At 62.6% G+C, this 13,296-nt stretch carries 8 protein-coding genes; 7 read left to right on the forward strand and 1 reads right to left on the reverse strand.

Annotation, left to right across the window (positions count from 1 at the left end; all coding sequences use genetic code 11):
- Nucleotides 1-175 precede the first annotated feature (175 nt).
- From ACP3RB_RS04115 to ACP3RB_RS04145, 7 genes are all read left to right on the forward strand, one after another.
- Nucleotides 176-1,309, forward strand: a complete 1,134-nt coding sequence (locus ACP3RB_RS04115) for an ABC transporter ATP-binding protein (RefSeq protein ID WP_426699514.1) — start codon at nucleotides 176-178, stop codon at nucleotides 1,307-1,309.
- Nucleotides 1,306-2,190, forward strand: coding sequence for an ABC transporter permease (locus ACP3RB_RS04120; protein WP_426699515.1), 885 nt, complete (start codon nucleotides 1,306-1,308; stop codon nucleotides 2,188-2,190). The genes ACP3RB_RS04115 and ACP3RB_RS04120 overlap by 4 nt, the downstream gene beginning before the upstream one ends.
- Before the next feature lie 785 nt (nucleotides 2,191-2,975).
- On the forward strand, nucleotides 2,976-5,078 hold the full coding sequence (gene tkt, locus ACP3RB_RS04125) for a transketolase (RefSeq protein WP_426699516.1): 2,103 nt from the start codon (nucleotides 2,976-2,978) through the stop codon (nucleotides 5,076-5,078).
- A gap of 146 nt (nucleotides 5,079-5,224) precedes the next feature.
- Complete coding sequence (gene tal, locus ACP3RB_RS04130) at nucleotides 5,225-6,325, forward strand: transaldolase (RefSeq protein WP_426699517.1); 1,101 nt, start codon at nucleotides 5,225-5,227, stop codon at nucleotides 6,323-6,325.
- 293 nt (nucleotides 6,326-6,618) lie between these two features.
- Nucleotides 6,619-8,166: a glucose-6-phosphate dehydrogenase gene (zwf, locus tag ACP3RB_RS04135; protein WP_426699518.1), complete on the forward strand. Its 1,548-nt coding sequence runs from the start codon at nucleotides 6,619-6,621 to the stop codon at nucleotides 8,164-8,166.
- Nucleotides 8,163-9,149, forward strand: a complete 987-nt coding sequence (locus tag ACP3RB_RS04140; RefSeq protein ID WP_426699519.1) for a glucose-6-phosphate dehydrogenase assembly protein OpcA — start codon at nucleotides 8,163-8,165, stop codon at nucleotides 9,147-9,149. Before zwf ends, ACP3RB_RS04140 begins: the two co-directional genes overlap by 4 nt.
- Nucleotides 9,142-10,236: a 6-phosphogluconolactonase gene (locus tag ACP3RB_RS04145; RefSeq protein WP_426699520.1), complete on the forward strand. Its 1,095-nt coding sequence runs from the start codon at nucleotides 9,142-9,144 to the stop codon at nucleotides 10,234-10,236. Before ACP3RB_RS04140 ends, ACP3RB_RS04145 begins: the two co-directional genes overlap by 8 nt.
- A gap of 96 nt (nucleotides 10,237-10,332) precedes the next feature.
- Here ACP3RB_RS04145 and ACP3RB_RS04150 read toward each other — a convergent pair whose 3' ends face one another.
- Nucleotides 10,333-12,978 carry a hypothetical protein gene (locus ACP3RB_RS04150; protein ID WP_426699521.1) on the reverse strand — a complete coding sequence of 882 codons (2,646 nt, stop codon included), beginning with the start codon at nucleotides 12,976-12,978 and terminating at the stop codon, nucleotides 10,333-10,335.
- Nucleotides 12,979-13,296: the final 318 nt, after the last annotated feature.

Here is a 13,296-nt window from a genome sequence, read left to right on the forward strand (position 1 = left end):
AATAAAGTATGTCCTAATTAGTTTTTCTTTGGCTAGTTAGGTACCCCTACTTGCTAACTTTTCTACCTTAGGGTGAACTTTTAAGTCGTAACAAGTGTGCCTTAAACGTGAGTTAGGGCATAAGATGAAGGGGGCACACACGCTCATTCATCGAAAAAATCGAAAGTGACTGTCTATGGAGACCACCACCGCGGGCCAGCAGGACCACCCGGGGCGTGCATCCGCCACGCCAACGGCGCACTCTGAGCACCACACGGAGCCCGGAGCCTCCCCCACCGCACGACGACGCATCATCACCGAAGAACCGGCGCTCAGCATTAAAGACCTCATCAAAGAGTTCAAACCCTCACGCGCCTTCCGCACCAAATACCCCGAACGGCTCACCGCCAGCGGGCTCTACCGCGCCGTCAACAAGGTCAACCTGCGCGTCTTCCCCGGTGAGGTGGTCGTCCTACTCGGAGCCAACGGCGCCGGCAAAACCACGACCCTCGCCTGCGCGCAGGGTCTACTCAAACCCACCCGCGGTACCGTGCGCCTGCTCGGAGAAAACCCGCTACAGGCAGACCCGGAGCTGCGCGCCAAGGTCGGCATTATGCTCCAGGACGGCGGCCTACCCAACGCCATGCACCCCATCCCGCTGCTGGAACACATCTCCACCATGTACACCGACCCATACCCGGTCGAAGAGCTCGCAGAGCGCCTCGGCATTGATGCCTTCAACGGCACCACGATTCGCCGCCTCTCGGGTGGTCAGAAGCAGCGTGTCTCCCTCGCCGCCGCCCTCATCGGTCGCCCGGACGTGCTCTTCCTCGACGAGCCCTCCGCGGGCCTGGACCCGCAATCCCGCAACGTCGTCTTCGACATCATTCGTGAACAGCGTGAACTCGGCACCGCGATTGTGCTCACCACGCACCTGATTGACGACGCGCAGAAGCTCGCCGACTATGTCTACATCATTGAAAACGGCACTACGGTTCAGGAAGGTACCGTCTCCGAGCTCATCGCCAGCGACGGCACGAACCGTCTGCAGTACAGCCTGAACGCACCCACCCCCACCCGTGAGCAGCTACTGCCCGCGCATCTGCGTGCCGGTGTGGAACTCATCGAGAAGGTGCCCTACACCCCGGCGCGTGACGGCGCCCCCTCCGTACCCGGCGAGTATGAGCTGGTCGGCGCGCTACGCCCCGAGCACCTGGCGGCATTCACTGCGGCACTCGCCGAGCATTACCTCATGCCGATTTCTCTGACCATGGAACCGAAGACCCTTGAGGATGTCTTCCTCGACATTTCAGGACGTGATATCCGATGAGCAACACCGCACGCACCAACAACCGGGCTGCAGAAAAGCCTGTGGAAGAGAACCAAATGGAAGAACGCGCCGCGAACACCCGCCCCAAGGTCTCTTCTATTGACGAAGACGAGGAGTACATTCCCCCGCGCGCGAACTACCCGCTCGTGCGCGTCATTGAGCAGGGCCGCTACGAAACCATGGCGATGCTACGCAACGGCGAGCAGCTGATGCTCAACATTATTTTTCCCGTCATGGCGCTCATTGCCCTGCGCTTCACCGGCCTGATTGATGAATACGCTAACTCGGTCGGTGTCTCCCGCATGGATGCGGCGGTCCCCGGCGTTCTAGCGCTCTGCGTGATTTCTACGGCGCTGTCCGGTCAGGGCATTGCCACCGGTTTTGATCGCCGCTACGGCGTGCTACGGTTCCTGGCGACCACTCCCCTGGGTCGTAACGGCCTGATCATGGGCAAGTGCATTGCAGTGCTGGTGGTCGTGGCGATTCAGTTCACCCTGGTGGCGGTGCTCGGGTACGGTCTGGGGTGGCGCCCGGACGCTATCGCCGTCTCGCGCTCCATCATCACGATGATCATGGGTGCCGGCGCATTTACGGCACTGGGACTGCTCATTGCCGGTACGGTACGCGCGGAGGCGACCCTCGCCATCGTGAATATCGCCTGGGTGATTCTTGCCGGTGCCGGCGGCGTCGTATTCCCGCTGAAGTCCTTCCCCGACTGGTACGCCGCGGTTGTGGCATGGTCACCCTCGGCGGCTCTGGGCGATGCGCTGCGCGGCAACTTCATTCAGCATCAGTGGCTTGCCGACCCGCACTGGGTATTGATCGTATGGACCGTGGTCATTGGGTTTATTGCCTCGCGCAAGTTCAAGTGGTCCGACTAGTAGCGACCTAACCAGTAGCGACCCAGATAGAAGCATCCCAGCTAGAGGCGACCTGATTGCCCCTGATGGTCACAGCCACAGGTAAAAAGGCACGGGCAAAAAGGCACAGGTTAAGCCGCAGGTTGCAGGTTAAAAGGCGGGCGCCGGATATGTTCCGACATATCCGGCGCCCATTTATTTAACACAAACTTTTAGCCTCAACCGCACACAGAATGTACGGTCTGAGACTAAAAGATAGCACCCCCTCCAGAACCTTATATCTCGCCACCACAGCAAGATAATCATCAGTTTCCGCGCGGAGGAGGGGCTTCAATCACCGAGATGCAGACCGACCCAACCACTGTTTCGGTCTGCAACCTTCCTGCTCAACCTTAACATGAGCTTCACCACTTACACAAAAATTGTTACATTACTGAACAATATTCAGCCACGAGCTCAGCAATACCGCCCAAAAGTACGCACTCCACACCCGGAAAGACCAGTCAACAGAGGCATAACAGCCCGTATCACCCTGTGAATGTCTGCAGCCCCACACCGGATACTGCCGTTTAGTGAACTATCCTGTTAAAACGAAAGGGTCGAAACAAACCTCCCGGCTCCCCGCACCTACCCGGGCATCTACCAGGGCATCTACCTGGTACTTACCAGGGCACTTACCCAAGTACCTACGCAGGTACCCACCGGCGCGGGAATAAGTACCCCCCGAAGGCACGTTACACCCGACGGACAGCGCGCTAGCACAAGCCTGCTGGCGCATCCACTCACGTTGTGAAAGGACACCCCACGTGGCAGAGAACTTCCAGTGGACTGAAACCGACCAGCGCGCCGTAGATACCGCACGTATCCTCGCCGCAGACGCCGTAGAAAAGGTCGGATCCGGTCACCCCGGCACCGCAATGAGCCTGGCGCCGGTCGCCTACCTGCTCTTCCAGAAGGTCATGAACCAGGATCCCTCCGACGACCGCTGGGAAGGCCGTGACCGCTTCATCCTCTCCCCCGGCCACACCTCCCTCACCCTGTACACTCAGCTGTTCCTCGGCGGCTACGGCCTCGAAATGAAGGACCTGGAAGCCCTGCGCACCTGGGGCGCCCTCACCCCCGGCCACCCCGAATACAAGCACACCAAGGGTGTAGAAATCACCACCGGCCCGCTCGGCCAGGGCCTGGCATCCGCCGTTGGTTTCGCCTACGCACAGCGCCGTATGCGCGGCATGTTCGACCCCGAAGCTGCACCGGGTACCTCCCCCTTCGACCACCACGTCTACGTCATCGCCTCCGAAGGTGACGTGCAGGAAGGCGTCACCGCCGAGGCGTGCGCGCTCGCAGGTCACCAGGAGCTCGGCAACCTGATCGTCGTCTGGGACCGCAACCACATCTCCATTGAGGAAGACACCGACGTTGCCTTCACCGAGGATGTAGCAAAGCGCTACGAGTCCTACGGTTGGGATGTTCAGCGCGTGGACTGGACCCGCACCGGCGACTACGTTGAGGACGTCGCAGAACTGTACGCCGCTATTGAGCGCGCGAAGGCTGTCACCGACAAGCCCTCCTTCATTGAGCTGCGCACCATCATCGGCTACCCCGCTCCCACCAAGCAGAACACCGGCGCAGTGCACGGCTCCAAGCTCGGCGCCGATGAGGTTGCCGCAACCAAGGAACTGCTCGGCTTCGACCCCGCCAAGAGCTTCTTCATCGAGGAGAACGTCCTGGCACACACCCGCCAGCTCGTTGAGCGCGGCGCAGTGGCACACAAGGCATGGGATGAGAAGTTCGAGGCGTGGGCTAAGGCAAACCCCGAGCGCGCTGAACTGTACAAGCGCCTCGTCGCAGGCGAACTGCCCGCCGACTACAAGGCTGCCTTCCCCGTGTTCGAGGCTGGCACCTCCGTGGCAACCCGCGCGGCATCCGGCACCGTCATCAACGCTATCGCTGACACTTTCCCCGAACTGTGGGGCGGCTCCGCTGACCTCGCCGGCTCGAACCTGACCACCATCAAGGGTGCAGAGTCCTTCAACCCGGCATCGCGAACCACCGAAGACTGGACCGGCAACCCCTACGGCCGCGTGCTGCACTTCGGTATTCGTGAGCAGGCTGCCGCAGCAATCGTCAACGGTATTGTGCTCTCCTCCCCGACCCGCGCGTTCTCGGGCACCTTCTTCGTGTTCTCCGACTACCAGCGCCCGGCTGTTCGCCTCTCCGCACTGATGGGCGTTCCCGCAGTGTACGTGTGGACTCACGACTCCATCGGCGTGGGCGAGGACGGCCCCACCCACCAGCCGATTGAGCACCTCTCCGCCCTGCGCGCTATCCCCGGCTTCGACGTGGTTCGCCCCGCGGACGCTAACGAAACCGCCGTCGCATGGCGCACCATCCTGGAGAAGTCCGACCGCCCCGCAGGTATCGTGCTTTCCCGTCAGAACCTGCCTGTTTGGGCTCGTGAAGACGTGCACGCAGACGCTGAGGGTGAGAAGTTCGCTTCCGCTGAGGGCACCGCACGCGGCGGCTACATCATGGCTGACACCGAGGGCACCCCGGACGTCATCCTGATCGCTACCGGTTCCGAGGTTGAGCTGGCTATTCAGGCTCGCGCAACCCTCGCAGAGCAGGGCATTGCGGCTCGCGTGGTTTCCATGCCTTCGCGCGAGTGGTTCGCTGAGCAGAGCGAGGAGTACCGCGAGTCGGTTCTGCCCTCCTCGGTTGCAGCCCGCGTCTCCGTCGAGGCTGGCCTGGCGATGAGCTGGTACGACCTGCTCGGCACCGCCGGCCGCGCCGTGTCCATCGAGCACTTCGGTGCATCCGCCGATGCGAAGACCCTGTACCGCGAATTCGGTATCACCGCGGAGGCTGTCGTGGCTGCCGCCAAGGAATCCATCGCCGCCGCCAAATAAGCGATACTCGTGCCCTCGGAACGCAACGGTTCCGGGAGGCGCGACGCGAACAATCCGGGCGCCCCGCTACGAGGGGCGCCCGGGCCCGCTATCGCGTCCCTCCAATACTTTTTCATTTCCTCATTCAAGAATCGAAGGTTTTATCCATGTCTGAGTCCACTCAGAAGCTTTCCGACGCCGGTGTCTCCATCTGGCTTGACGACCTCTCCCGTGAGCGTCTGACCAGCGGCAACCTCGCCGAACTCATCAAGACCCACAACGTCGTCGGTGTGACCACCAACCCCACCATCTTCGCTGGCGCGCTCTCCAAGGGCGCCGCATACGCTGAGCAGATGCGTGAACTTGCCGCAGCTGGCGCAAGCGTTGAAGAGGCAGTCTTCGCCGCAACCTGCGACGACGTACGCGCAGCCTGCGACGTGTTCGCACCCGTCTACAAGGCATCTAACGGTTTTGACGGCCGCGTCTCCATCGAGGTTGACCCCCGCCTGGCACGCGACGCCGAAGGCACCGCCAAGATGGCACGTGAACTCTACGAGCGCGTGGGCCGCGAAAACGTCATGATTAAGATCCCCGCAACCCAGGAAGGTCTGCGCCCCATCGCAGAGACCCTGGCTGCTGGCATCAGCGTGAACGTGACCCTGATTTTCTCCCTGACCCGCTACCGCGAGGTCATCAACGCCTACATGCTCGGCCTGGAGCAGGCGCTGGAGAACGGTAAGGACCTGTCCACCATCCACTCGGTCGCATCCTTCTTCGTCTCCCGCGTAGACACCGAAATCGATGCGCGCCTCGAAGCTGCCGGCGGCGACGCTGTGCAGCTCAAGGGCAAGGCAGGCCTGGCGAACGCACGCCTCGCCTACGAGGTGTTTGAGGAAATGTTCTCCTCCCAGCGTTGGGCACGTCTGGAAGCACACGGCGCAAACGTACAGCGCCCGCTGTGGGCATCCACCGGTGTGAAGGACCCCGCACTGCCGGACACCCTGTATGTCACCGGTCTGGTTGCGCCCAACACCGTGAACACCATGCCCGAGGCAACCCTGAACGCTGTTGCCGACCACGGCGAAATCACCGGCAACACCATCGTTCCGAACTACTCCGAAGCGAACAAGGTTCTGGACGCTATCTCCGCTTACGTCTCCTACCCGGAGGTCGTGGAGAAGCTTGAGGTTGAGGGCCTGTCCAAGTTCGACATCTCCTGGGAAGAACTGCTGCAGACCGTCCGCGAGGCACTCGAGCAGGCTAAGTAGCCGCACCACAGTAGCGGCACCACAATAGCCGCCGAAAATATAGTGCGGCACTAACCGCTGTCGGTGTGCACCGCCCGATGCGCACCATGGCACCCCTATCCAATCTGCCGGGGTTCCCGCCAGAGCTTCACCGCTCGGGGAACCTCGGCGAATTAGGGTGCCACTGAAACAATCCCGTCAAAACCGGTACAATACAGGGTACACACCTTCCAGAATGCGGCTTCGCCTCCGCGCGAATAAAGGTACGAACCGCGCGCCGCACGAACCAACCAAGGCAATCAAAGGAATATATTGTGACTATCGGTCATGAAGCGAACCCCCTCAGGGACACTCGCGACCGCCGCATTACCCGCATTGCGGGGCCGTCCGCGCTCGTCTTCTTTGGCGTAACCGGTGACCTGGCCCGCAAGAAGCTGCTTCCGGCAGTGTATGACCTCATGAACCGCGGTTTGCTCCCGCCGAGCTTCGGCCTTGTCGGCTTCGGCCGCCGCCCCTGGAGCGATGACGATTTCCGCTCCTACGTACGCGAATCCGTTGAAGCACACGCCCGTACCCCCTTCCGCGAAGACGTATGGAACCAGTTCCAGCAGGGCATGCGATTCGTCGTAGGCGCCTTTGACGACGACGCAGCCTATGAACAGCTCAAGAGCACCCTCACCGAACTCGACGAACGCGGTGCCCACGGCAACCACGCCTTCTACCTGTCGATTCCCCCGAAGGCATTCGAGCAGGTCCTCACCAAGCTCGCCGAACACGACCTCGCATCCCGCGATAACGACACCGTCAACCCCGTCGACGGTTGGCGCCGCGTGGTCATCGAAAAGCCCTTCGGTCACAACCTTGAAAGTGCACGCGAACTGAACTCCATCGTGGAGGCAGTCTTCCCGCCCGACGCAGTGTTCCGCATCGATCACTACCTCGGCAAGGAAACCGTGCAGAACATCCTGGCAATGCGTTTCTCCAACCAGATGTTCGAACCGCTCTGGAACTCCAACTACGTTGACCACGTCCAGATCACCATGGCAGAAGACATCGGTATCGGCTCCCGCGCAGGCTACTACGATGGCGTGGGTGCAGCCCGCGACGTCATCCAGAACCACCTGCTGCAGCTGCTCGCCCTCACCGCCATGGAAGAGCCCCTCAGCCTCGATGCCAAGCACCTGCGCGCCGAAAAGGCTAAGGTCCTCGAAGCGCTCCGCATTGACGATCTGCCGAACTCCTTCGCGCTCGGTCAGTACGCCGCAGGCTACCAGGGTGGCGAACACGTCAACGGCTTCTTCGACGAAGCAGACATCCCTGCAGACTCCCGCACCGAAACTTTTGCAGCGCTGAAGGTCTCCATCGCAAACCGCCGCTGGGAAGGCACCCCCTTCTACCTGCGCGCCGGCAAGCGCCTGGGCCGCCGAGTCACCGAAATCGCCGTGGTCTTCAAGAAGTCCTCCGACCGTCTCTTCGGCGAAAGCGAAAACCCGCAGGTCGGCCAGAACGCCATCGTCATCCGCGTGCAGCCCGACGAAGGCATGACCATTCGCTTCTCCGCGAAGGTCCCCGGCACCCAGATGGAAATCCGCGACGTCAACATGGACTTCGGCTACGGCCACTCCTTCACCGAAGAGTCCCCCGAAGCCTACGAACGCCTCATCCTGGACGTTCTGCTCGGCGAACCGCCGCTGTTCCCCCGCCACGAAGAAGTCGAGCTCTCCTGGAAGATTCTCGACCCCTTCGAAGAGTACTGGGAAGAAAACCGCATTAAGCCTGAACCCTACGAGTCCGGTTCGTGGGGTCCGCGTTCAGCACACGAAATGCTTGAGCGTGACAACCGCGCTTGGAGGCGCCCGTGATCTCGCACCTGCATAACACCACCGTTTCCGCCATCAACAAGGAACTGAGCCACCTGGCGGCAGCCAACGGTAGCCTCAGCAGCGGACGAGTTCTCACCCTTGTTGTCCTCGCGGAAAAGGGCCACTCCCGCGAAGCGATGCGCGCCGCAATTCGTGCCTCCCACGAACACCCGAGCCGCATTATTGTGCACATCTCCCACGACCCGCTCGACCCCGACCAGCTGGATGCAGAAATCCACCTCGGCGGCGACACCGGCGCATCCGAGATGATTGTGTTGCGCGGCTGGGGTAGCGCATCCCGCCCGACCGAAGCACTCATCTCCGGTCTGCTGTTGCCGGACTCCCCGATTGTGGTCTGGTGGCCGCACTCGGTGCCGGAGAACCCGGCACAGCACTCCATCGGTCGTATCGCTCAGCGTCGTATCACCGATTCTGCGCGCGCAGAGGACCCGAAGGAAGCTCTCAAGCACCTCACCGAGGTGTTCCGTGCCGGCGACACCGACCTAGCGTGGACCCGCCTCACCCTGTGGCGCACCCAGCTGGCAGCGCTCATGGAGCAGATGCCCTCCTCCCCCGTGCGCCGCGTGGTCGTGTGGGGTTCGAGCAAGTCCCCGTCCGTGGTGCTACTCGGTACTTGGCTCGGCTGGAAGCTTGAAGCGCCCGTACACCTCGCCACCATCGGTGCGGCAAACCGCGGCCTGTACCGCGTCAGCATTGAGCGTGAAGACGGTTCCGTGACGATGTTCCGCCCCGGCATTTCCGTGGCGACCATCTCCACCCCGTACGCACCCGATCAGCAGATTGCGCTGCCGGTGCGCACCCTCGCCGAGTGCATCTCTGAGGAGTTGCGCCGCCTCGACCCGGACGACACCTACGGTGACGTGCTGAAGCAGGCACTGTGCACCGTCACCCTTGTGGACGATACCTGCCAGCCTGAAGACATGCTGGATCTCGAAGAATACCCGGAGGTTTTCGATGCCTAAGATTCAGAACATGGGCGCATCCACCCCCACCCTGGTGGCGCACCCGACCCGCGAGGCTCTCGCAGCGGACGCGGTGACCCGCATCCTCGACATCATTGAGCACGTGCTCTCTGAGCGCACTATCGCCCACATTTCGCTGACCGGCGGCACGATGGGTATCGCCACCTTGAAGGCGTGGGCTGAGAACGAGCGTGTGAAGGATATTGACTGGTCCCGCGTGCACTTCTGGTTCTCCGATGAGCGTTACGTGCCCGAGCGTAGCCCCGAACGCAATGACGGTCAGGCTATTGAGGTGCTGCTCGCTCCCCTGCTTTCGCACGGCCTGGTCGTGGGTAATGTGCACCGTATGGGTCCGTCCGATATTTTCACCGGTCTTGAGGCTGCCGCCGAGCACTACGCTTTCGAGATGCGCGACTACGCCGGTTCCGCACCGGCTGTGAGCGTGCAGATGCCCGAGGGCGCAACCGAACTGCCGCTGGCTGGCGGTCACGGTGGCGGCGCAGGTCACGAGCACGGCGGCTCCGGCGGCTGTGGTTGCGGTGGCGGCGGTTGCGGTTCTTCTGCACCTGAGCAGTCCATCGAAGAGACCACTCTGGAAGACTTCGATGCTGAGGCTGCTGAGCCCGCAGGCGGTTGCGGATGCGGCGGCGGAGGCTGCGGTGGTGGCGGTGGCGGCCAGTGGCCCGCACCGGTCTTTGACATCACCCTGCTGGGCATGGGCCCGGACGGTCACATTGCGTCCCTGTTCCCGGGCCGTAAGCAGGTTCTGCTGGGCACCGGCCTGCCGGAGGACCCGGTTGAGGGCGGTAAGGCTGTGACCGTGATGGTGTCTGATTCGCCGAAGCCGCCGGCTGAGCGCGTGTCGGTGACCCTGCCGATTATCAATAATTCGCGTCACGTGTTCTTCCTCATCACCGGTGAGGATAAGCAGGATGCGACCAGCCGCCTTCTGGCTGGCGCGAAGCTGGACGCTGAGGACCTGAACGCTCAGCTGCTGCTGGAAACCCCGGCGGTGGGTGCGCGCGGTAAGAAGCAGACCCTGATTTTTGCAACCGAGGAGTCGCTGGCACCTGAGAACCGCTCGTAAGGTTCGGTTCTGGGCTGCATCAAGATAAAGAGTGGAGCCCCGGATAGTTTCGACTATCTGGGGCTCCACTCTTTGCTACGCTCGCCTACTGCCCGTCTACTTTTCAGCAGCGGCAGGATTCTGCGGTTGCTGTTCCTGGGCCTCCTCCGCGTCGTCCTCGAAGCCCACGTACAGTGCCGCCAGCGACGGAACCGTCGCCTCCAGCACCTCCTGCGCCTCCTCAGCGGTCGGGGCGAGCTTCGCACCGGTCAGGTGCAGGTACTCGCGCACCGTCATGGGCTGCGCCCAGTCGAAGTGCTCGCGCACGGCGGTGATGTTCGCGCCGGATTGCAGCACGTTAATGCCGCGGGCAAGGCCGATGTCCGTCACCTTCACGATGGCGTCGGTCTCCTCGGGGATGTCGTACGGGTCGCGGTTCTGCAGGTCCACGATGAACGGCAGCACGCCGCGGCTCTCAGCGCGCAGGGCGAACTTGGTGTGCACCTGGCTCACCTCGTGCACCTCACCCACACCCACGGCAGGCACCACCATGAAGCCCGCTTGCAGGTCGTTCACCGCGTCCAGGGTACTTGCCTGCCCGAAACCGGAGTACAGCTGCACCACCGGCACGAGGTAGCACACCTCCGCCTTGAGCGCCTTGCGTGCCTCAATGTCGATGTACTCCCAGGCGCCGCCGGTACCGTCCGTAATGTCACCGGAGTGGTGCGCGTAAATGGCGCCCTGGCTGTTCTTCACGGTCTGCGACCAGTAGCTGATCTTGTCCATGTAGTTGCCTTCGGCGTCGAACATCATCAGCGACAGGTCAATGTCCACGCCCTCATCCCAGAAGCAGAAGAGGCGGATCACGCCGGTGGGCGGCAGGTGCACCGTCGAGGTGTTGTAGCGGCCCATACCGTCCAGGGAGGGGCGGGCGCTGCGGGTGTTCAGCGGCATGACCATATCGCCCACCTCGTCGGGCAGGTAGATGCTGGTCTCGGCAAGACGACCGGACAGGCCAATCTCGACCAGGCGCTCCAGCAGGTCCAGCACCGCCGGGCTGTATTCGCGCGCCGGAATCATGGTGGCGATACCGGTCTTGGACAGGTTCATTCGCTGCGGGGCGGCAGGCTGAGCCTTCTGACCGGAAGCCTCGCGACGCTCTGCGCGCTGGTGCGCAGTAGCTTCGGAGCCGACCGGAATGGACGGCAGCGGATTCTCCGGGCCGGAATTCGCGCCGAAGAATGAGCCCAGCGGGTTCGGGATACCCGCATTCTGCATGAGGTTCTGAACCCTCGCGACACCCTCCGGGTTGCGGCGCGCGTAGTCAGCGAGCTCCCGGTCCTCCTGCACCGCCACCGGGTTGGCGGGACGCTCCTTCGGCGGGTTCGCGAGCGCGTTACGCTGCAGGGTCACCAGGTTGCGGATCTGCACCAGGATGGGCGCGGAAACGCGCTGCGCCACGGCGGCAAAAGCGTCAAAGATGACCTGCTGGCCGGGGCTCGGCGCGGTGTCGATGCCGTAGCGGGGCGCCTCGAACGCGGTCAGGGCGCGCACCAGCTGGCGTGCAAACACGCCGGGGCGGGTGGAGAGCAGACGTGCCACATTCTGCGCATCCTTAGTTGCGTAGGCGCGGTCTACCAGCGACTCGAAGCTGTACACCTCACCGCGGTACAGGTCGTCAGCCCAGCGGCTCAGCGCGGTCAGCGAGGGGTAGTCGCCGGGATGAACCGCCTTGACGAGGCGCTTGTACATTTCGGCGTTGGGTGCGCTGTCGTAGCGGGCACCCACCGGGTCGGCATCAATAATGCGGTTGAGCAGGTGCGCGATGCGGGTGCGTTCGCTACGGCGCAGCTTCAGGCGCGGCGCGATGCTCAGGCTCAGATCACCCACCGTGCCGTTGAAACGCAGACGCGAGTAGGCGGCGGCGAGGGCGAGCGCCTCCTTCATGGTGCGCAGACGCTCAGCGTCTTCGGGGTGCAGGCAGGCGGCGATGAACACGCGGTTCTCGCGGCTGGTGTTCTCCGGGCGGGCACCCGGCAGAGCGTCATGCTGGGCGAGGAAACGGCGCAACGCCACCAGGTCGCGCTGGTCGGTCTGGTTGTACGCCTGCTGCTGACCGAGCAGCTGCTGGTAGAGGGCGCCCGCCATAATCAGGGCGTTCTGCACGCCGCTGACCATCTGCAGGGGTCGGCGGTTGCGTTCCATGGCCGCGAAGTTGGAGCGGCTCATCGGCTGCTGCCACTCGTAGGGCACGTAGTTCTCGGGTAGACCGCCCAGGATGCGCTCGGTGCCGTCCGGGTTGTAGTACGGGTTGGAGAGGTAGTGCATGATCTGCTCGGTGTAACGCTGCTCGTCGGTGAGCGTCAGGGCGCGCAGATCAAAGTCGCGGCGGAACACGCGACCGGGGCGGTACCCGTATTCGTAAGACCAGATGGTCGCGAACAGGGCAAACTCGTTGGCGCTGGCACGCAGCGCCTGGGCGAGGGACTCGTCGCTGAGGGCCAGACCGCAATCACTCAGGAAGGACACTCGCCCCAGGTCGGTGTCGAATACGCCGGCCTGGTGCCGCTCATTAATGCTCGAGTAGTTCGAGCGGTAGTAGGGGCCGTACAGGTCGGTGAAGACGTACACGCCGTAGCGGCGCATCAGGATGAGGCGCACGAGGGGGCTGAGGCCCTCGGGCGCTTCGCCGTGAAGGTACGCGGATTCGTTGAGGTAGGGTGATTCTTGCAGGTAGGGGGATGCGTCGTAGGGAGTGGTCACGGGTCGTCCTTTCCGTTGGTCTCACCCGGCTGTCACCGTCGGTGGTGGTCTATTTTCTTATCGTAGCGGTGTGGGCGCGAGTTGTCGCTGGGTTTGGTCATCGGTGACCGGCGGGGGTGCTTAGCTACTTAGCTCGGGTTCTCGGCTTCTTCGGTGGTGCCCAGTTCATGGGCGGTACCCGGTCCATGCGGGACGGAAGTTAAAAGAAAAATGGCGGGAAGCGAAGAATCCGACAAATATAAGAAAAAGATATTTCAGAAAGTAGGACTCTTCATGATCCGCCATTACCTATAGATTACTCCCGCCCCGCGAGGGTGG

The sequence above is a fragment of the Rothia mucilaginosa genome (assembly GCF_049990865.1).
GTDB classification, from domain to species: domain Bacteria; phylum Actinomycetota; class Actinomycetes; order Actinomycetales; family Micrococcaceae; genus Rothia; species Rothia mucilaginosa_I.